Consider the following 22,584-nt stretch of genomic DNA (forward strand, 5'->3'; position numbering starts at 1 on the left):
ATTTACAAACACATATTATTATATGCATTTAAATAACGACGAAGAAGAAAATAAATTATCTCTTTCTCGTTTTGAGTCAATGCTTAAAACCAACAAGGTTTTATTTTTTGACTCTGAAGAATTTGAGAACATCATTTTGCATTATCTCGATTCCGGGAAATTGAATTTAGCAAAAAAGGCTCTTAAATTAGGATTAGAGCAACACCCTAACTCTACTGGTTTAAAATTAGTAGAAGTAGAATTATTAATATTTCAGAATAAACTTGAAGCAGCGGATAGATTGTTAAACGAGATTGAAATACTTGATCCGCAAAACGAAGAAGTATTTATTCAACGTGCAACAGTTTATTCTAAAAAAGGCAATCATTTAGAGGCTATTGAGTCTTTGAAAAAAGCATTAGAACTAACAGAGGACTTGGCTGATGTCTATTCTCTATTAGGAATGGAATACCTACTTGTAGACGATATTGAAAAGGCAAAGGAAAATTTTATCTTGTGTTTAGAACACGATGAAGAAGATCAATCTGCTTTATACAATGTTGTATACTGTTTTGACTTTTTAAGTGAGAATGAAGAGGCTATTACCTTTTTAACTGGCTTTATTGATAGAAATCCATATAGTGAAATCGCTTGGCACCAATTGGGAAGACAGTATTTCACAATCAAAAATTACAAGAAAGCAGAATGGGCATTTGACTATGCTACGTTAATTGACGAGGAGTTTGTAGGTGCATACTTAGAAAAAGGAAAAACACTTGAGAAGTTAAACAAGTTTGAAGATGCTATTACAAATTACTTAGTGACTTTAGAATTAGATGATGCTACTTCTTTTGTGCTAATGCGCATTGGAGCTTGTTATGAAAAACTGAATAACTATACGCAGGCTTATCAGTTTTACAAAAGATCAGTACACGAAGATCCAATGCTTGACAAAGGTTGGATAGCACTAACTGACTTGTGTATATTAGAAGAAAACTATGACAAGGCATTGTTCTATGTTCAAAAAGCAATTCAGATTGACGAGTTTAATGAGAGATATTGGATACGTTATGCTATTTTAAACAAAAGTTTATTGAATTTTTCTGAAGCTGAACGCGGTTATAAAATAGCAGCTGAACTCGGAAATTACATTGTTGAGAATTGGACAGGTTGGGCAGATGTATTATATCTTTTAGGGGAATATGAGTCATCAATTCAAAAGTTATTACAAATAGCAGACTTTCACCCTGAAGAAGCAGACATTGACTACAGATTAGCCGTTGTTTACTTTACAATTCACGATATTGACAGAGGAACAGAGTACTTAACTACAGCCTTGAACAAAGACTTTGACAAGAGAACAATCATTCAGACGTTCTTCCCTACTCAATGGGAAAACCCTCTTGTTCAAAATATAATTAAGAAATTTGAAACTAAATAAAGCTATTCTTTTGAATAGCTTTTTTTCTTATATTCATACTCAAATTTCAAAGGATGTTTTACTTCAGTAATCCTTCGATTAAAAACTACTAACTAAAATGACTAAACGCTACGGATTAATTGGAAAAAATATTGATTATTCTTTTTCAAGAGCCTACTTTGCAGAAAAATTTGATAAGAAAAAAGACAGTAATAGTACTTATGAGAATTTTGATATTGAGAAAATAAGTCTGTTTTCTGACATAATCGAAGCTAATAAAAATATTACTGGCTTAAATGTAACGATACCTTATAAACAATCAATCATTCCTTATTTAGACAGTTTGAGTAAGAAAGCTAAAAAAATAGGAGCTGTAAATACAATTCAGATCACTAAAAAAGGTAAATTAAAAGGATATAACACTGATTGGTATGGTTTCTATCACTCAATTAAGCCTTTGTTGAAAAACAGCCATAAAAAAGCTTTAATTCTTGGTACTGGTGGCGCAAGTAGAGCTATTGAATATGCTTTAAATAAACTTGGTATAAAATTTCAATTTGTAAGTAGAACGGCCAGTGAAGATAGTTTAGCTTATAAAGATTTAAATAAAGAAATTTTAGCTGATCATACAATTCTTATAAATACGACTCCCGTTGGCACATATCCAAATATTGAGCAATATCCTGAAGTACCAATGGAATTTGTAACAGAAAAACATATTGTTTACGACTTAATTTATAATCCAGAAGAAACAATGCTAATGAAATTGGCTAAAGAAAAGGGAGCAACAGTCAAGAATGGTTATGAAATGTTGGTACTGCAAGCAGAGAAAGCCTACAAAATTTGGAACAGACCATTTTCCAGGGATTAAGAGTTAAATAAAAAACGTTATTAATCTTATAGTACAAAAAGGGGTTTATTCATTTTTTTTTATTAAATTTGAGAAGGTGTCATATATATCGCACTTTATATTTATTGTTTAACTAAAGAGTTTTCACAAATGTTAGAACAAAAGAATGATAACCTGCAGGAGCAAGCAGATGGACAAAAACCGGAATCAAATTTAAGTGAGGTTGTCCCAACTGATAAAGAAAAAGCTCTCGATTCCATCAACGCGTCTAATGCTGAAGAAGGAGAGGATTTAGCTTTACACGAACAAGTAGATATTCCAACCATAAACTATGAAAAGTTGGATATGGAAAAGTTAACGCACGAACTTCACAAATTAGTCAAACATCACAAGGTAACAGCTATCAAAGACATTGCTGAAGAAATCAAAAAAGAATTCTTTCGCAAGTATAATGAGTTGTTAGAAGAGAAAAAAGAGACTTTCTTGGAAGAGAATCCTGATGCCTCTGAAGCTGACTTCGACTATCACTTACCTATTAAGGTTGAGTTTGATAAAGAATATGACGAGTTTAGAACGTTGAAAAATGCATACTACAAGCAATTACAAAACAATCTAAATACAAATCTGGATAAACGCCTTGAGATCATTGATAAACTAAAGAATTTAGTTGAAAACAGTGAACAAGGAGCAGATGCGCTAAAACAATTAGCAGAATTAAGAGATGCGTGGAAATCTGCAGGACCAATTCCTAAAGATAAATATAACCACGTATGGAACAACTATCACTTCCAAATTGAGAGATTTTACGATCAACTTCACTTAGATAGAGAATCAAGAGATTTAGACTTCAAATATAACTTAGAACAAAAGCAAAAGTTAATTACAAGAGCTCAAGAATTACTATCTGCCAATGATGTAATTAAAGCTTTTAGAGAATTACAAACATTGCACCGTATTTGGAAAGAAGAAATTGGCCCTGTTGACAGAGAAGTTAGAGAACAAATTTGGGAGCAGTTTAGCGACATTACAAAACAACTACACGACAAAAGAGAACTGCTATTTGATAAATTACGCGTGGTAGAAAAAGAGAACTTGAACTTAAAAGTTGCTATCATTAGTGAAATTGATCAATTGTCTAAACAAAAGATTAGTAACCACAATATTTGGCAAAAAGAGATTAAACGTGTTGAAGAATTAAGACAACGCTTCTTCTCTATCGGTAAGGTACCAATTGAAAATAATGAAGCTGTTTGGGATTTATTTAAGTTAGCTACAAGAAATTTTAATAGTAGTAAAAACGCTTTCTATAAAGAACTTAAAAGAGATCAACAAAACAACTACGCAAAAAAAGTTGCCTTAATTGAAAAAGCTAATGAATTAAAAGATAGCGAAGATTTTGATAGAGTTACTCCTATCATGAAAAAGATTCAAGACGATTGGAAGCTTATTGGACACGTACCTCGTAAACATTCAGACCAATTATGGAAAGAGTTTAAAGAGGCTTGTAATTCTTACTTTGACCGCTTACACTCTATTAAGAATAGCGAAATGCAAGAAGAACAAGAAGTTTACAATAGAAAGAAAGAATATTTAGACTTGATGAAAGGTTTTCAATTATCTGGAGATCATAAAACAGATCTTGCAGAGATTAAAAATCATATCAACAATTGGAAAAGCCTTGGCCGTGTTGCGCAAAACAAACGCTTTATTGAAGGTAAGTTTAATAAAATACTTGATGTTCTATTTGACAAGCTAAGTATGAGTAAACGTGAAACTGAAGCTGTTAAATTTAATAATCGTTTAGAGTCTATTTTAGAATCTAATGACAAAAGAAAACTTCAAAATGAAGCTGTATTTATTCAACGTAAGATAGATGAAGTTAATTCTAACATCTTACAATTAGAGAACAACTTAGCATATATTCAAAACCCAACAAATGACAATCCATTTGTAAAAGAAGTAAATAAAAACATTGAAAAACATAGAGATGATCTAAAGATCTGGGAAGATAAATTAAATCAAATCAGAGAAATGGATAACGAATAGTAAAAAAAGGAACAAATAATTATTTGTTCCTTTTTTATTACTTCTCTCTTTTATAAATAAGAAAAGCCCAATGAATTAAATTCATTGGGCTTTTCTATCTATTGATAATCTTATAAGACTATTTAGTTTTAGCTTCTAATGCTTTTAATTTATCGTTCATTTCTAATGCACGATAAATATTTTTCAAAGTAGTTACAGCTGAATCATTTTCTGGATTAATAGAAATAACTTTTTCTAAGTCATTCATTGCATCCTTATAAATAGCGTGTTTTTTCTTTTGTAATGCATCATATTTCTTATTATCAGCAGCAGAAAGACCTAAACTATTCATTTGATTAGTAATGTCTTGATCTGGCTGCAATTTTAAGAAAGCCATGTTTAAATAAGCATTCTCAGACTTTGGATTTACACGAATAGCATCTTCGTAATATTTACGTGCTTGTTCGTATTTACCTGCTTGAAAACTTGTAACTCCTAAATTGTATAACAATACATCATCATTAGGATTTTTAGATAAAGCTTCTTTTGCTAATTCCTCATATTTCCCCATATTATTAGACTTTAAGTATAAGTCCATATGCGTTAATAATAAGTTCATATCATTTGGATTACTTCTTCTTGCTTCTGCAACAGCTTTTTCAGCTTCATCATATTTACCTTCTTGATAATAGATTAAAGCAAGATTTTTTACGATTTCAGGTCTTTTAGACTCCTCTTTTACAAACTTAGGATCCGTGTGAGTTCCTTGTTTTACCATTAAGTCACGCATTTTAGAATCTTTCCCAAAGCTTTGTACTTGTCCTGAAGTTTTCTCAACCGCAGTATAGTATGATTCACTTCCGTCGTATCCTAAATCAATTAACTTTTTATAGTTTTTAATTGCAGTCTCGTAATCTTTAGAGTTAATAGCCGTAGATGCAGCATAGTATAAATATACTGTATCTTTAGGATTTAATTCATAAGCTTGTGTAAAACGTCTTGTAGCACCTTTATAATTTTTAGAACCATTGTCTTCAATTGCTTTACCAACAACTTTAGTTCCTACTGTAGTAATCTCTTCATTAGCTAACTTAACGATTTTACTTCCTTTATTAGATTCAAATTCGTTTAGTTTACGGAAAGATTCAATGATTGCATCAACATTGTTATCTACATCTACATCTTTTTGAATCTGAGCAAATGCTAAATTCCCTTGAAGACCATAGTATTGTGCTTTCTCAGCATCAGAAGCATTTCCTAAAACTGCCTCAACAGCTTTCAATGCAGCTTTTGCTTCAACAACATTACCTTTCTTAACAGCTTTTTCAGCGTCTTTAAGTTCTTTTTTTTGAGCCATTGTTAACCCTGATACCATCAAAGCTGACAATAAGTAAACATAACCTTTATTCATATTTATATAGTTTTTTCTACTTTCTATTCTAAAGTTTCACCTGTTGTATCGTCTGTTGTATTCTCAGTATCAATATCTAAAATAATATTTCCATCTTCATCTAAGTTTACATTTTCAATCTCTTCGTCATCTTCACGCATTACTTTACAAACAGCAGCAATTGAATCGTTATCTTTGATATTAATCAATCTAACTCCTTGTGTAGCACGCCCCATAACTCTAAGATCAGATACTCTCATACGGATAGTTAAACCTGATTTATTAATAATCATCAAGTCGTCCATATCTGTAACAGAATTAATAGATACTAACAAACCTGTTTTATCTGTGATATTCATTGTTTTCACACCTTTACCACCACGGTTTGTTTCTCTATATTCATCCAATGCAGAACGTTTTCCATAACCATTTTCAGAAACTACAAGAATTTCACTATCCAAGTCACTTACAGATACCATTCCGATTACCTCGTCTTTCTCATCTGCTAATGTAATACCACGAACTCCAGATGCTGTTCTACCCATTGGACGAGTTTTCTCTTCGTCAAAACGAACTAATTTACCTGATTTTAAAGCAAGTAATACTTTACTCTTACCATCCGTTAATTTAGCTTCTAATAGTTCATCATCTTCTTTGATCGTAATTGCATTAATACCATTTTGACGTGGACGAGAATATTGCTCTAAAGGAGTCTTTTTAACTTGACCTTGTTTAGTAGCCATAATCACAAAGTGATTGTTGATGTACTCTTCGTCTTTTAAGTCTTGTGTACAGATAAATGCTTTTACTTTATCATCGTTCTCGATATTAATCAAGTTCTGAATAGCACGTCCTTTACTTGTTTTTGTACCTTCTGGAATTTCATAAACTCTCATCCAGTAACATTTACCTTTTTGTGTAAAGAACAACATATATTGGTGGTTTGTAGCAACATACATATGCTCTAAGAAATCTTGGTCTCTTGTACCTGCAGATTTTTGTCCTACTCCCCCTCTATTTTGTGTTTTATACTCTGATAACGGCGTTCTCTTAACATAACCAGCGTGAGAAATAGTAATTACTACTTGCTCATCAGCGATTAAGTCAGTGATACTTACATCACCTCCTGCATATTCAATTACAGAACGACGCTCATCACCAAACTTCTCTTTTACTTCAATTAACTCCTCTTTAATCAAGTTCATTCTTAGCTCTTTACTTGCTAACAACTCTCTTAAATGATTAATTAACTTCATGATTTCATCATATTCAGCACGCAATTTGTCTTGCTCCAGTCCTGTTAATTGACGTAGACGCATTTCAACAATTGCTTTTGCTTGAATTTCAGATAAAGCAAAACGCTCAATTAATTTAGCTCTTGCTTCATCAGCATTGTTTGAAGAACGAATTAATGCAATTACTTCATCAATATTATCAGAAGCAATGATCAAACCTTCTAAAATATGTGCTCTTTCTTCCGCTTTTCTCAACTCGAATTGCGTACGACGAGTAACAACATCGTGTCTATGTTCAACGAAATGATAGATTAATTCTTTTAGATCTAACATTTGTGGTCGTCCATTAACCAAAGCAATGTTATTTACACTGAAAGATGATTGTAATTGAGTGTATTTGTAAAGCGTATTCAATACAATGTTAGGCACTGCATCACGCTTTAAAACGTAAACAATACGCATACCGTTACGGTCAGACTCATCACGGATAGTAGCAATCCCTTCAATCTTCTTATCATTAATAGCTTCAGCAGTTTTCTTAATCATTTCTGCTTTATTCACTTGATAAGGGATCTCAGTAACCACAATACTTTCTCTTCCGTCAACTTCTTCAAAACTTGCTTTAGCACGCATTACAACACGTCCACGACCAGTTTTGAAAGCTTCACGAACTCCTTCGTAACCATAAATAATACCTCCTGTTGGGAAATCTGGAGCTTTAATATAGTTCATTAGCTCATCAATTTCTATATCGTTATTATCGATATAAGCCAATGTACCATCAATAACCTCAGATAAGTTGTGAGGTGCCATATTAGTAGCCATACCTACTGCAATACCTGAAGCACCGTTAACCAATAAGTTTGGAATACGTGTTGGCATTACTCTTGGTTCCTCTAAAGTGTCGTCAAAGTTTAATTGAAAGTCAACAGTTTCTTTGTCAATATCAGCAAGAATCTCTTCAGACATCTTCTTCATTCTTGCCTCTGTATAACGCATTGCCGCTGGACTATCGCCATCCACAGATCCAAAGTTACCTTGCCCATCAACAAGTAAATAACGCATACTCCAATCCTGAGCCATACGCACCATAGCATCGTATACTGAGATATCTCCATGTGGGTGATATTTACCTAAAACTTCTCCTACAATTCTCGCAGATTTCTTATGAGCTCGATTAGACATTACGCCTAATTCATACATTCCAAATAATACTCTTCGATGAACAGGTTTTAAGCCATCTCTAACATCAGGAAGAGCTCTGGAAACAATAACTGACATCGAGTAATCGATATAGGCAGATTTCATTTGCTCCTCTATGTTAATAGGAATTAACTTTTCTCCTTCAGACATAAGTATATAAAATTAAAATTGTCAATTATTAAACGCGCTAATATACGTTTTTTATAGGTTTAATACACGTTTTTACTTAAGTATTTCATTTGATTTTTTAAGTTTTAAATTCATTTTTACAGAATAACTTACATCTATCAAATATTTTTTAAAAAACCTCTTAACAAGTTTTTTTATTAAGATTTTTTTTTGTCAATTAGCTACTGTCATGTTTAATTGTATGGGTACGCTTTTTGCACCTATCAAGACAATTATTGATTATTCACCTAATTTATATTAAAAATGGACGATAATTTTTCACAAGAAGTAAAAGATGTGATTTCTTATAGTAAAGACGAGGCATTAAGACTTGGCCACGACTTTATCGGTACTGAACACTTATTACTTGGACTATTAAGAGTTGAGCATGGTGAAGCATCTACTATTTTACACAATTTAGATATAGATATAGATTTTCTACGACATAAAATAGAATCTTTAAACCCAGCATCTCCAAGCAAAGAGCTCTTAAATAACAAAGCTGCTCTGCACCTTACGAAGCAAGCTGAACGTGCTCTTAGATTAACATACTTAGAAGTTAAACTATTTAAAAATGAAGAGATTAACACTGTTCATTTACTTCTTTGTATTCTTAAAAACAGCGATGATCCTTCTACGCAAGTTTTAAACAAAATGAAGGTTGATTATGAGGCTATTAAACAAGAGTATTTAAACTTTCAAGATACAGATAAAACGGATGCCGATGACATCTTTGATTCTCCAAAAGCAGAAACTTTTGAAGAACCAGGACAAAATGACAGCAAAAACTCTGACAAAAATGACAGTTCAAATACTAAAACTGCAAAAAGAACTAAAACTCCTGTTTTAGATAATTTCGGCCGTGATTTAACTGAAATGGCTGAAAATGGGAAACTTGACCCCGTTGTTGGTCGTGATAAAGAAATTGAACGCGTTTCTCAAATCTTGAGTAGACGTAAGAAAAACAACCCTCTTTTAATCGGAGAACCTGGAGTGGGTAAATCAGCTATTGCTGAAGGACTTGCTTTGCGCATTGTACAAAAGAAAGTTTCACGTATTCTGTTTAACAAAAGAGTTGTTACGCTTGATTTAGCAAGCTTAGTGGCTGGTACTAAATACAGAGGTCAGTTTGAAGAGCGTATGAAAGCTGTGATGAACGAGCTTGAAAAGAATGATGATATTATTCTGTTCATTGATGAAATTCACACTATCGTTGGGGCTGGTGGTGCTACTGGTTCTCTTGACGCTTCTAACATGTTTAAACCTGCTCTTGCAAGAGGAGAAATCCAATGTGTGGGTGCAACTACGTTAGACGAATTTAGACAACATATAGAGAAAGATGGTGCGCTTGAACGTCGTTTCCAAAAAGTGATTGTTGAACCAACTTCTGTTGATGAAACAATTATCATTTTGAACAACATTAAAGATAAATATGAAAGCCACCATAATGTTACTTATACTCCTGAAGCTATTGAGGCTTGTGTGAAGTTAACTAACAGATATATGAGTGATCGCTTCTTACCAGACAAGGCTATTGACGCTTTAGACGAAGTAGGTTCTCGTGTGCATATTACCAACATAAACGTTCCTGAAAACATTGTTGAACTTGAGCAAAAACTTGAGCAAGTGAAAGAGGAAAAGAACGAGATGGTGAAAAAGCAAAAATACGAAGAAGCGGCGCGTTTAAGAGATGATGAGAAAAAGTATGAAAAGGAACTTGAAATAGCTCAGGAAAACTGGGAAAGCGATGTTAAAAACAACCGTATTGTAGTTACTGAAGATGATGTAGCTGATGTGGTTTCAATGATGACAAGTATTCCTGTAAATAGAATTGCGGAAAAAGAAATAACTAAATTAGCAAATTTACCTCAGTTAATTAAAGGTAAAGTAATTGGCCAAAACGAGGCGGTTGAAAAGATTGCTAAAGCTATTCAACGCAATAGAGCTGGCTTAAAAGATCCTAACAGACCTATTGGTTCGTTCATTTTCTTAGGACAAACAGGTGTAGGTAAAACACAATTAGCGAAAGTTATTGCTAAAGAAATGTTTGACTCTGAAGATGCACTAATCCGTATCGATATGAGTGAGTACATGGAGAAATTTGCGGTTTCAAGATTAGTTGGAGCGCCTCCAGGATACGTAGGTTACGAAGAAGGTGGTCAATTAACTGAAAAAATCAGAAGAAAACCTTATAGTGTTATTCTATTTGATGAAATTGAAAAAGCACATCCAGATATATTTAATATGTTGCTTCAAGTTCTTGATGACGGACATTTAACAGATAGTTTAGGGCGTAAGGTTGATTTTAGAAACACAATCATCATTATGACTTCAAACATTGGAGCACGTCAATTAAAAGACTTCGGTCAAGGGATTGGTTTTGGAACTACAGCTAAGAAAGAACAATCTGAGGCTCATTCTAAATCAATCATTGAAAATGCACTTAAAAAAGCATTTGCTCCTGAGTTCTTAAACCGTATTGATGATATTATTGTATTCAACGCACTTGAGAAAAAAGATATTGATTTAATCATTGATATTGAATTGGTGAAGTTGTATGCAAGAATTGAAGACTTAGGTTACAAGATCACTTTAAGTACTGAAGCGAAAGACTTTATTGCTGAAAAAGGTTTTGACAAACAATATGGTGCTCGACCTTTAAAAAGAGCTATTCAAAAATACATTGAAGACCCTCTTGCAGAAGACATCGTTAATTCTAAAATTACCACTGGTGATTCAATAGAAATGGTTCTTAATGAGGAAAAAACTCAACTTGAAATAAAAGTTAACTCTTCAGAGAGTACTTCTAAATAATAAGAAAAAATCCCAACCTGTTAGTAGGTTGGGATTTTTTTATATACTACTCCCCTCACATGCACTTGTAGTATCACAAACCCGTAAGTTAATTAAGTATGTAGAGCAACTCTTCCCTTAGTAGGTAAACAACTATAATTCCGTTAATTAGCTAATATAAAGGGCAAAACAATCTTCTTGTTACCTTAAAAACCTAAATACTCAAACAGCTGTATGTCAATATAGAATAACAAATAATAATTATTTGCTATTTTTTTTCATTCCCATATAAAAGCATTATATTTAAAATACTACATTCGCATTAGAATTATTATATATGTTAGACAAAGTTATTGTTGGTAGTGAAGAATGGTGTTCTTTTTCTACCTTAAATATCCCCGCTATTAAAGCAAGAGTGGATTCAGGTGCTAAAACGTCAGCTTTACACGCTGTAAATATTACACCTTTTGAGAAAGATGGAGAAAAGTGGGTTAAGTTTGATGTTAATCCTCTTCAACACAATGGTAAAACTATCATTCACTGTGAAGCTAAGGTTATAGACAAAAGAATTGTCAAGAGTTCAAGTGGTTCAAGAGAATCTCGTTTTGTAATTAAAACAGAAATCTCTATTGCAGATAACTCTTGGGAAATCGAATTGACTCTTACAAATAGAGATTCAATGGGATATCGTATGCTATTAGGACGTGAAGCAATGGGTGGTCGTGTACTTGTAGATCCAGAACAACACTTCTTATTAGGACAACCTACTACAGAAAAATTAGAAGAATATTATACAAAACCTAAAACAGAGAAAAAAGGGTTGCGTATTGGTTTATTAGCAAGTAATCCAGAATTATATAGCAACAAACGAATTATTGAAGCTGGGGAATTAAGAGGACACGAAATGCACTTCTTAAATCTAAAGTATTGCTATATGAAGTTAGATGCTAACCAACCTGAAATTCACTATAGAGGTGGGCGTATTTTAAATGATTTTGATGCTGTAATTCCGCGTATTAGACCAAGTATGACTTACTATGGTTGTGCACTTACAAGACATTTTGAATCGTTAAAAGTATATAGCTTAAACAATGCTGCTGCCATTGCGCAATCACGTGATAAGTTATTCTCGCTTCAATTATTATTAAACAATGGTATTGACATTCCTACTACGGGATTTGCTAACTCACCGTTAGATACTAATGACTTAATTAAAATGGTTGGTGGTAGTCCGCTTATCGTTAAATTATTAGAGGGTACGCAAGGTAAAGGAGTAGTACTTGCAGAAACTAAGAAAGCAGCAGAAAGTGTGATTAATGCCTTTAAAAGCTTAAATGCCAATATCCTTGTTCAAGAGTTTATCAAAGAAGCAAACGGAAAGGATATCAGATGTTTTGTAATCGATGGTAAAGTTGTAGCTGCAATTCAACGTGAAGCTGTTCCTGGTGAATTTAGAGCTAATATTCACTTAGGTGGTACTGCATCTATTATTAAAGTAACACCTGAAGAGAAAAAAATAGCTATTAAGGCTGCTAAAGCGATGAACTTAAAAGTAGCTGGTGTAGATATTATCCGATCAGCAAAAGGTCCTCTTTTATTAGAAGTTAACTCATCTCCTGGTTTAGAAGGAATTGAAGGAGCTACAAATAAAGATATTGCATCAGAAATGATTAAAGCGATAGAGAAACAAGTAAAATGGTAAGTGGTGGCAATTGCTGCCACTTTCTGTTTAAACTAAAAACTAAATAATATGAACCCATCTACATCTGGTTGGATTAAGAAATATTTTGAAAAACACGACAGCTTTAATATCTTCCAAAGTAACGATTACGAACAAGTAAGTCAGTCTATAAGAACAATAGGCTTTAGTTTTGGCGCTATAGATATAAACGAGCTACCTCCTGCTTTCCAAAACTTTAAATACACACAAGAAGAACTTGCTAAGGTTTGTTATTTACAGCTTTTAGAAAAAGTGTATTACATTAAATATCCAGAAAGTAATCATGATGACTTCATCGCTAAGTTGATTTCTTTTTATCAACTTCTCATTCCTCATAAAGACAATATTTTTACTTCATTTTTTAGTGATAAGAATCCTTACTCTCAATTAGAAAGTATTTTTACCCTTAGAATGAAAGATCATTTCTTTTCACAATCAAAAAACAATGATTTTGTATTGAATATGATTTTACTTTCTATTGATATTTTAGCTTTTGAAGCTTTTGTAAATAAAGATTCTAATCCTAATATTTATAGTAGCTATATGGCGGAAAGCCTTACGACCATCATCACTCTTTTTAAAGAACAAAAAGACACGAGAAATGATGCAGATAACAAGCTTATTGATTTCTTACAAAAAACAATGAATACTGCAACTATAGAGGAAAGACAAAAATATCCTTCTCCTTTAGAAGTAAACTTTATCTCAGACTTTGTTATTTGTAATTCGTGGAATAACGACACAAAAGAATTAATTATTCCTTCTTATATTAGAGAATTGTATATCTCATTTACTGATAAAGAGGAAGAATTAGAAGAAAGTAAAAGTTGTTTTTTAGAATTTGTAGCCAAAAGAAATAATGACTACTATTATTTAAGATCAAGTAACTTATTTGACAATGTAGTAGAAAACTCGTCAAGTTATATCAGAACTTTACTAATAAGAAATAAAGATAGAATAGTAAAAGAGTTCCAAAAGAATACACAGCTTACAAAACTTGTGATGGACTCTACGCATAGAGATTTGAGTACAGAAGAGAAAAAAATGGTTAAAAAACAAACGATTGAAATCATTAAAACCATTCCTTCTCTTGCTATATTCTTATTACCAGGAGGTACTATACTCCTACCGATAATATTAAAATTTATACCTTCATTATTGCCTTCATCTTTCAATGAAAATTTAGACGATAATTAGATTTTTTTAAAACGAAGTTGATATACTTCATCTAAGTCTTGATTATTAGTTACGTTAACTTCTAAATCAGTAACATAACCTGAGTTAAGTCCATATACCCAACCGTGTATGCTTAACTCTTGTTTTCTCGCCCATGCAGCTTGTACAATAGACGTTTTTGCTAAATCGTAAACTTGCTCGTGAACATTTAGTTCTACAAAGCGATTAAAGCGAACTGTTTCATCTTCGATTTGATCTAACTCGACATTATGCAAGCGATAAACCGTTTTTATATGGCGAATCCAGTTGTCTAACAATCCGTAAGATTCGTTTTTCATTGCTGCTAATACTCCACCACATCCGTAATGACCACAAACAATGATATTCTTCACCTTTAAAATATTGACAGCATAATCGAGCACACTTAACATATTCATGTCTGAGTGAATAACCATATTTGCAATATTTCTATGTACAAATACATCTCCTGGCTCTGCACCTATTATTTCATTAGCGGGAACCCTGCTATCAGAACATCCAATCCATAATAACGGTGGTGTTTGACGTTCACAAAGTCTCTTGAAATAATTCGGATTTAAAGAGAGCTTCTCTTCTACCCAAGCTTTATTATTATCAAGAATCTTTTTATAAAACTCGTTATGCTTCAAAATTATATAATTACTTATTGATAAACATTTCTTTTACGAAATCAACCTCTCCAGTTTCAACCTTATAAAAAGCGCCTACAATACCAATCTCTCCACCATCATACATATCTTTCAATACTGAACTTTTGTTCAAAATATGGTCAATTGTGTACTCTACATTATGAAAAGCCACTAAATCAACAGCTTCTTTAGATTTAATATCTTTCTCTGGATGTGTTTCCTTTACATGTGCAATTGAAGGCTCTACTTTAGCTAACAAATCTGTTAAATGTCCTAATTTAGTCCCGTTACATGCTCCTGTAATTGCTCCACAATGAGAGTGTCCTAAAACAACAATCAATTTAGAACCTGCTAACTTACAAGCAAACTCCATCGATCCTATGATATCATCATTTAATACGTTTCCAGCAATTCTTGTACTGAAAATATCACCAAGTCCTTGATCAAAAATCAACTCAGCAGAAGTACGACTATCAATACAACTTAAAATTATAGCAAAAGGAAACTGATTTCCCTTCGTATCATTAACTTGTTCTAATAAGTTACTATGTGCTTTGAGATTAGCCACAAACCTTTTATTTCCTTCTTTCAAAAAATCTAATGCTAATTCAGGTGTCAATGACTTTTGGTCTTCTACGTTATGTAATCTCATGTATTCTGTTTTTAAGGTATATAAATACGTGGGCAAATGTAGCAAAAAATCCACCCTTAAATAAGATACTGATAATTTTTATTGGTATTTTTAACGATTAAACAAAAAAAAAGCCTATTTAGTAACTTTAATACAATCCTACTTTCAAGGTTAACTAAATATAACACAGTTATTTTTTCGATTGTGATAATATAGTAATCGTTAACATAAATATAAATATCAAAAATATTTGCTTTGATTATAAAATAGTTAATACATTTGCATCACAAAATAACAGGAGGAAGAATTTGTACTGATTGCAACCTCGGTAAAAAATGCTAAAGCAGAATCTTATACTTTCCCTTTAGCCATTTCCTCTATTTTTAAATTCATAAAAAAATAAAACATTATGGCTTATTACTTCACATCTGAGTCTGTAAGTGAAGGACATCCAGATAAAATTGCAGATCAAATTTCTGATGCATTAATTGACAACTTTTTAGCTTTTGACGAAGAGTCTAAAGTAGCTTGTGAAACATTAGTTACTACAGGTCAAGTAGTTCTTGCTGGAGAAGTAAAATCAAAAACATATTTAGACGTACAACAAATCGCTCGTGATGTAATCAAACGAATTGGTTACACGAAAAGTGAATATATGTTCGAGGCTAATTCTTGTGGTATCTTATCTGCTATTCACGAACAATCTGCTGATATCAATCAAGGGGTAGATCGTGGAAACAAAGAAGACCAAGGAGCTGGTGACCAAGGAATGATGTTTGGTTACGCTACAAAAGAAACAGAAGACTATATGCCATTAGCGTTAGACTTGTCTCACAAATTATTACAAGAGCTTGCGGCTATTCGTAGAGAAAATACAGAAGTTACTTATTTAAGACCTGATGCTAAAAGTCAGATTACTCTTGAATATGATGATAACAACAATCCTGTTCGTATTGTAACAATTGTACTTTCAACGCAACATGATGACTTCATCAAGCCTGAAAACGATACTTTAGAAGCTAAATTACAAGCTGAAAAAGAAATGCAAGCTAAGATTGAAAAAGATATCAAAGAAATCTTAATCCCTCGTATTTTAGCTAAATACCCTCAATACCAATACTTGTTTGAGAATGCTGAAGAAATTGAGCACTTAATCAATCCAACTGGAGTATTCGTTATTGGTGGTCCTCACGGAGATACAGGATTAACAGGTAGAAAAATCATTGTAGATACATATGGTGGTAAAGGTGCTCACGGTGGTGGTGCATTCTCAGGAAAAGATCCAAGTAAAGTTGACCGTAGTGCTGCTTATGCTACAAGACACATTGCTAAAAACTTAGTTGCTGCTGGTGTAGCTGATGAAGTTTTAGTACAAGTTTCTTACGCAATCGGTGTTGCTAAACCAACTGGATTATACATTAATACGTATGGTACAAGTAATGTAAACTTAACGGATGGTGAAATTGCTCAAAAAGTAAGTGAACTATTTGACTTAAGACCTTACTTTATTGAAAAGAACTTAAAGTTAAGAAACCCTATCTATAGTGAAACTGCTGCTTACGGACATATGGGACGTAAACCACAAATAGTACAAAAAGTTTTCACAAGACCTGGTGGAGAAACTAAGGAAATTGAAGTTGAATTATTCACTTGGGAAAAATTAGACCGAGTTGAAGATATTCAAAATAAATTCAATTTATAATATACAAAAGAGAGTTACTTAAAAGTAACTCTCTTTTTTTATCACGAAACTATCCAGTCTATCTACTTTATATAGATTATTTCACTAATTACAGCTTAAATAGCTCCCCGTAAATAGACTTATATTCGACCACTAACTTTTACAAAAATAGGTCATAATAAAAAAGGAAAAGGGATGTAATACATTGTATTACATCCCTTTTCCTTTTTTATATAGTCTAAATATTCAACACTAAGACTTAATAGTATCTAAACTTTCAAATTCTGAATTCTGTGACTTAAACTCTGGAACAATAGATTTCAATTGTTTAACCAAACTTAATGCATTTACATGCTCTTCACCGTGACCTACATTTGTACATAATGTTTCTAAAGCACCTTTAACAAATACTAAATCTTGATTACTAACTTTAGCAATCATAATCTTATCATGATGCGTTTTAACAGTGTTCTCGTTATTTGCTAACAACTCCTCGAAAATCTTCTCTCCAGGGCGTAAACCAGTTATCTTAATATCTATGTCATCAGGATAACTATACCCACTCAAACGAATCATACGTTTTGCTAAATCGAATATCTTCATCGACTGTCCCATATCAAAGACAAAAATCTCACCTCCTTGTCCCATTACTGATGCCTCTAATACCAATTGACATGCTTCAGGAATAGTCATAAAATAACGTGTAATATCAGGATGTGTTACAGTCAATGGTCCTCCAGCATCAATTTGTCTTTTAAACAATGGAATCACAGATCCATTTGATCCTAAAACATTACCAAAACGAGTAACAATAAAATTTGTCTTACCATTATCTCTTAAACATGTTACATACAATTCAGCAGCACGTTTTGTAGCTCCCATAACATTTGTAGGATTAACAGCCTTATCAGTAGAAACCATTACAAACTTAGAAACTCCGTATTTCACAGACAAATCTGCTATAACTTTAGTACCTTTTATATTAGTATGAATAGCCTCATATGGAAAAGCCTCCATCAAAGGAACATGCTTATAAGCAGCAGCATGATAAACCATATTAGGTTTATATAACTCAAAAATACTATCCATCTTTTGCTCATCTCTTATATTTCCAACAATATAATTAATATCATCTTTTTTATCAGACTCCATTGTTTGTTGAACATCATATAATGGAGATTCAGCATGATCAATAAGAATTAACTTATCAAAGTTCAATTGAGCAATCTGTCTTGCAATCTCACTACCAATAGAACCTGCAGCACCTGTAATTACAACTACCTTTCCAGTAATCTCATTAGCTACAACAGGATTATCAAGTCGAATTGCCTTACGTCCTAATAAATCATCGATCTTTAATTCCTTAATTTGCTTATTCGTATAAGCACCATTTAACCAATCCGTTGCTGGTGGAATAATTTTTAATTTTACGGGTAACTTTTCTAAAACCTCCGAAATAGCATTTAATCGTTCACGATTAATATTTTGAATAGAAATAATAATTTCATCTATTCTATGTGAAGTAACAAAATCCTCATCAATAATATTTGGAGCATAAACTTTATACCCTCCAATTCTATTACCAACCTTACCATTATTGTCATCAATAAATCCTACAATCTGAGTTCTAACTTTTGTATCTGATTGCAGAGCTCCTACTGTAATAATTCCAGAATCACCAGCCCCATAAATCATAACGCGTTTATGATTCCTTACATCCAAAATATACGTTCTATAGAATTGACTATAAAACAACCTCGCTAAGATCATCATTGCCGAAGTCAAGGATAAATGAAGTAAAATAAAAGAATAAGAATATCTTAAGAAATCTTCTAATTCAGTTCCAAACAAACCATTGCGTTGTAAAGAACTTGTTATAGTCAATAATATTGAAGCAAATAAACAAGAAAGAAATATAGTTTCAATATCCTTAATACTTGTCTGCCTAATTACTCCTTTAAAAGGTTTAAAAAATATAAAACTAATTATATAACAAAGTAATACAACTGGAATTCTCAATAGCATAATTTCTATTGAGAAATTTCCAAAAAAATTAGTTAAGAAAAGGCTTGATACAAAATAAGTAAATATTACAATTAATAAATCAATAGTAAAAATAATTCCTCTTGGCGTATCCCTTTTCAACTGTCTCTTCAGAGCATTTTTCATAGTAATTTAATCCTTAAAAAGTGTAGTTAACTTTAACATACAAATATAAAGTTAAAAATTAGATTGGTTTCTAAATTCACTATAAAAAACAGTGTTTTCACCCAATAATACAGTGTTAAAATCCCTTCTTTAAAATAATGTTCAAAGAATAAAAAATATAATTTAAACTCCTTCAATTTAGAGCAAAAAAAATCCCCAACCTCATAGAGATTGGGGATTTCAAAAGAAAGGCGGTGTCATACTCTCCCACTGGTTAGCAGTACCATCTGCGCTAGCGGGCTTAACTTCTCTGTTCGAAATGGGAAGAGGTGAGCCCCGCTGCAATAACCACCTTAAATCGGTTGTTACCCTACGGATAACTAATATTTTTATATTAAGTTACTTAACTTTATACTATACAGTACTTTTTGATTTGAATCTATTATCCAATTTATTGCTTAGAAAGTTGCCCTCTCCCTGAATTTAATCAGGGAGAGATACACATAAGCTTACGGGTTATTAGTACTACTCGACTTTGACATTACTGTCTTTACATCTATAGCCTATCAACGTGGTCATCTTCCACGACCCTTTAAAGAAATCTCATCTTGTGGTGGGTTTCGCACTTATATGCTTTCAGCGCTTATCCCTTCCCAACGTAGCTACTCTGCGATGCCCCTGGCGAGACAACAGATGCACTAGAGGTTGGTCCAAATCGGTCCTCTCGTACTAGAATCAGATCCACTCAAATTTCTAACGCCCACAGTAGATAGAGACCGAACTGTCTCACGACGTTCTGAACCCAGCTCGCGTGCCACTTTAATGGGCGAACAGCCCAACCCTTGGGACCTTCTCCAGCCCCAGGATGTGACGAGCCGACATCGAGGTGCCAAACCCCCCCGTCGATATGAGCTCTTGGGGGAGATCAGCCTGTTATCCCCGGCGTACCTTTTATCCTTTGAGCGATGGCCCTTCCATGCGGAACCACCGGATCACTATGCTCTACTTTCGTACCTGATCGACTTGTTTGTCTCTCAGTCAAGCTCCCTTATACCATTGCACTCTACGCACGGTTACCAAGCGTGCTGAGGGAACCTTTAGAAGCCTCCGTTACTCTTTTGGAGGCGACCACCCCAGTCAAACTACCCACCAAGCAATGTCCTTCCTTACGGAAGTTAGATCTCAAATAAGCAAAGGGTGGTATTTCAACAATGACTCCACAACGCCTAGCGACGCCACTTCAAAGTCTCCCACCTATCCTACACATCACTTATCCAAGAACAATACTAAGCTATAGTAAAGGTGCACAGGGTCTTTTCGTCCCACTGCGGGTAATCGGCATCTTCACCGATACTACAATTTCACCGAGCTCATGGCTGAGACAGTGTCCAGATCGTTACACCATTCGTGCAGGTCGGAACTTACCCGACAAGGAATTTCGCTACCTTAGGACCGTTATAGTTACGGCCGCCGTTTACTGGGGCTTCAATTCAATGCTTCTCAACAATTACTCACCGATAACATCTCCTCTTAACCTTCCAGCACCGGGCAGGTGTCAGGCCCTATACTTCATCTTACGATTTTGCAGAGCCCTGTGTTTTTGATAAACAGTCGCCTGGACCTTTTCACTGCGGCCAGCTTGCGCTGGCGACCTTTCTCCCGAAGTTACAGGTCTATTTTGCCTAGTTCCTTAGCCATGAATCTCTCGAGCGCCTTAGGATACTCTCCTCGACTACCTGTGTCGGTTTACGGTACGGGTACTTATAACCTAAGTTTAGAAGCTTTTCTTGACAGCCCTTAGGCACACTATCTCTTCGTCCGTAGACTCCGAGTACTATCGCATTTCTCCAAGTCCGACGCATTTTACTATCAGACCTATAGGTACGTGCTTCAACGAACTATTCCGTCAGTTCGCGGTGCTTTCATCACTGTGTCACTCCATCACTGTTATAAGTAGTACGGGAATATTAACCCGTTGGCCATCGACGTCCCCCTTCGGGTGTGCCTTAGGTCCCGACTAACCCTCAGCTGATTAGCATAGCTGAGGAAACCTTAGTCTTACGGCGTGCGGGTTTCTCGCCCGCATTATCGTTACTTATGCCTACATTTTCTTTTCTAAAAGGTCCAGCAATTCTCACAAATCACCTTCAACCCCGTTAGAATGCTCCCCTACCACTCACGCATTAAGCGTAAATCCATAGCTTCGGTAGTATACTTATGCCCGATTATTATCCATGCTCGATCGCTCGACTAGTGAGCTGTTACGCACTCTTTAAATGAATGGCTGCTTCCAAGCCAACATCCTAGCTGTCTGGGCAATCAAACCGCGTTTTTTCAACTTAGCATACATTTGGGGACCTTAGCTGATGGTCTGGGTTCTTTCCCTCTCGGACATGGACCTTAGCACCCATGCCCTCACTGATAATTATCATTACTTAGCATTCGGAGTTTGTCAGGAATTGGTAGGCGGTGAAGCCCCCGCATCCAATCAGTAGCTCTACCTCTAAGTAACTATCGATTATCGCTGCACCTAAATGCATTTCGGGGAGTACGAGCTATTTCCGAGTTTGATTGGCCTTTCACCCCTACCCACAGGTCATCCGAAAACTTTTCAGCGTTAAACGGTTCGGTCCTCCATTTAGTGTTACCTAAACTTCAACCTGCCCATGGGTAGATCACACGGTTTCGCGTCTACCACTACTGACTAAAGCGCCCTATTAAGACTCGCTTTCGCTACGGATCCAGACCTGAAGTCCTTATCCTTGCCAGCAACGGTAACTCGTAGGCTCATTATGCAAAAGGCACGCCGTCACCCAACGAATGGGCTCCGACCGCTTGTAGGCGTATGGTTTCAGGATCTATTTCACTCCGTTATTCACGGTTCTTTTCACCTTTCCCTCACGGTACTGGTTCACTATCGGTCTCTCAGGAGTATTTAGCCTTGGCGGATGGTCCCGCCGGATTCAATCAAGGTTTCACGTGCCCCGACCTACTCAGGATACCACTATTCTTATCTTCTCTTACTTGTACGGGACTATCACCCTCTTTGGTTTACCTTTCCAGGTAATTCTAATTAAATCCGCAAGAAATATCGTGGTCCTACAACCCCAATATTGCCGTAACAACATTGGTTTGGGCTATTCCGCGTTCGCTCGCCACTACTTGCGGAATCACTTTTGTTTTCTTCTCCTCTGCCTACTTAGATGTTTCAGTTCAGCAGGTTCGCCTCCTATTAGGATAATATGTCTTCAACATACTGGGTTGCCCCATTCGGATATCTACGGATCAAGTCGTGTGTGCCGATCCCCGTAGCTTTTCGCAGCTTATCACGTCCTTCTTCGCCTCTGAGAGCCTAGGCATTCCCCATACGCCCTTATTTTGCTTATGTGCTTACAATTCTTTCGAATCGTACTTTCTATAAATTTTATTATTTTTGATTCTTTTCTAACTGTATTAGTTAAGTATCTCAATATGTCAATGATCGTTTTGAACTTGCG

Annotated in this window: 12 protein-coding genes and 2 rRNA genes; 7 read left to right on the forward strand and 7 right to left on the reverse strand. The window is 34.4% G+C overall.

Annotation, left to right across the window (positions count from 1 at the left end):
• The first annotated feature begins 22 nt into the window (after window positions 1-22).
• The 3 genes from GQS07_RS13320 (at window position 23) to GQS07_RS13330 (ending at window position 4,295) form a co-directional block, all read left to right on the forward strand.
• A complete protein-coding gene (locus GQS07_RS13320; RefSeq protein WP_158211246.1) occupies window positions 23-1,420 on the forward strand; it encodes a tetratricopeptide repeat protein in 1,398 nt (465 codons plus the stop codon).
• Window positions 1,421-1,517: 97 nt separating this feature from the next.
• Entirely contained in the window at window positions 1,518-2,270 is a 753-nt protein-coding gene (locus GQS07_RS13325) for a shikimate dehydrogenase family protein (protein WP_158211247.1), read from the forward strand.
• Window positions 2,271-2,399: 129 nt separating this feature from the next.
• Window positions 2,400-4,295 carry a DUF349 domain-containing protein gene (locus tag GQS07_RS13330; protein ID WP_158211248.1) on the forward strand — a complete coding sequence of 632 codons (1,896 nt, stop codon included), beginning with the start codon at window positions 2,400-2,402 and terminating at the stop codon, window positions 4,293-4,295.
• Between the two features lie 118 nt (window positions 4,296-4,413).
• Here GQS07_RS13330 and GQS07_RS13335 read toward each other — a convergent pair whose 3' ends face one another.
• Both GQS07_RS13335 and gyrA read right to left on the reverse strand, forming a co-directional pair.
• Window positions 4,414-5,685 (reverse strand): tetratricopeptide repeat protein, encoded by a 1,272-nt coding sequence (locus GQS07_RS13335; protein WP_158211249.1) that lies wholly within the window; start codon window positions 5,683-5,685, stop codon window positions 4,414-4,416.
• A 23-nt stretch (window positions 5,686-5,708) separates the two neighbouring features.
• Window positions 5,709-8,252, reverse strand: coding sequence for a DNA gyrase subunit A (gene gyrA / locus GQS07_RS13340; protein WP_158211250.1), 2,544 nt, complete (start codon window positions 8,250-8,252; stop codon window positions 5,709-5,711).
• A gap of 282 nt (window positions 8,253-8,534) precedes the next feature.
• Between gyrA and GQS07_RS13345 the strand changes: the two genes are divergently transcribed.
• From GQS07_RS13345 to GQS07_RS13355, 3 genes are all read left to right on the forward strand, one after another.
• Window positions 8,535-11,084 carry an ATP-dependent Clp protease ATP-binding subunit gene (locus GQS07_RS13345; RefSeq protein WP_158211251.1) on the forward strand — a complete coding sequence of 850 codons (2,550 nt, stop codon included), beginning with the start codon at window positions 8,535-8,537 and terminating at the stop codon, window positions 11,082-11,084.
• Window positions 11,085-11,400: 316 nt separating this feature from the next.
• Window positions 11,401-12,765, forward strand: a complete 1,365-nt coding sequence (gene rimK / locus GQS07_RS13350) for a 30S ribosomal protein S6--L-glutamate ligase (protein ID WP_158211252.1) — start codon at window positions 11,401-11,403, stop codon at window positions 12,763-12,765.
• 48 nt (window positions 12,766-12,813) lie between these two features.
• On the forward strand, window positions 12,814-13,980 hold the full coding sequence (locus tag GQS07_RS13355; RefSeq protein WP_158211253.1) for an LETM1-related biofilm-associated protein: 1,167 nt from the start codon (window positions 12,814-12,816) through the stop codon (window positions 13,978-13,980).
• On the opposite strand, the gene can is transcribed toward GQS07_RS13355, so the two are convergent.
• The gene (can, locus tag GQS07_RS13360) at window positions 13,977-14,627 is read right to left on the reverse strand and encodes a carbonate dehydratase (protein ID WP_158211254.1); all 651 of its coding nucleotides are present in this window, start codon (window positions 14,625-14,627) and stop codon (window positions 13,977-13,979) included. The two genes, GQS07_RS13355 and can, sit on opposite strands and share 4 nt — an antisense overlap.
• A gap of 10 nt (window positions 14,628-14,637) precedes the next feature.
• Window positions 14,638-15,279, reverse strand: a complete 642-nt coding sequence (locus tag GQS07_RS13365; RefSeq protein WP_158211255.1) for a carbonic anhydrase family protein — start codon at window positions 15,277-15,279, stop codon at window positions 14,638-14,640.
• A 388-nt stretch (window positions 15,280-15,667) separates the two neighbouring features.
• Here GQS07_RS13365 and metK point away from each other — a divergent pair, with 388 nt between their 5' ends.
• Window positions 15,668-16,960, forward strand: a complete 1,293-nt coding sequence (gene metK / locus GQS07_RS13370; protein WP_158211256.1) for a methionine adenosyltransferase — start codon at window positions 15,668-15,670, stop codon at window positions 16,958-16,960.
• A gap of 231 nt (window positions 16,961-17,191) precedes the next feature.
• Here the strand turns inward: metK and GQS07_RS13375 are convergent, their stop codons facing one another.
• The 3 genes from GQS07_RS13375 to GQS07_RS13385 all read right to left on the reverse strand — a co-directional run bounded on the left by GQS07_RS13375 (window position 17,192) and on the right by GQS07_RS13385 (window position 22,475).
• Complete coding sequence (locus tag GQS07_RS13375) at window positions 17,192-19,108, reverse strand: polysaccharide biosynthesis protein (protein WP_158211257.1); 1,917 nt, start codon at window positions 19,106-19,108, stop codon at window positions 17,192-17,194.
• Window positions 19,109-19,333: 225 nt separating this feature from the next.
• Window positions 19,334-19,443 (reverse strand): 5S ribosomal RNA (gene rrf, locus GQS07_RS13380).
• Window positions 19,444-19,586: 143 nt separating this feature from the next.
• Window positions 19,587-22,475: ribosomal RNA gene (locus GQS07_RS13385) — 23S ribosomal RNA — on the reverse strand.
• Window positions 22,476-22,584 lie beyond the last annotated feature (109 nt).

Source organism: Myroides phaeus (assembly GCF_009799805.1).
Taxonomy (GTDB): Bacteria; Bacteroidota; Bacteroidia; order Flavobacteriales; family Flavobacteriaceae; genus Flavobacterium; species Flavobacterium phaeum_A.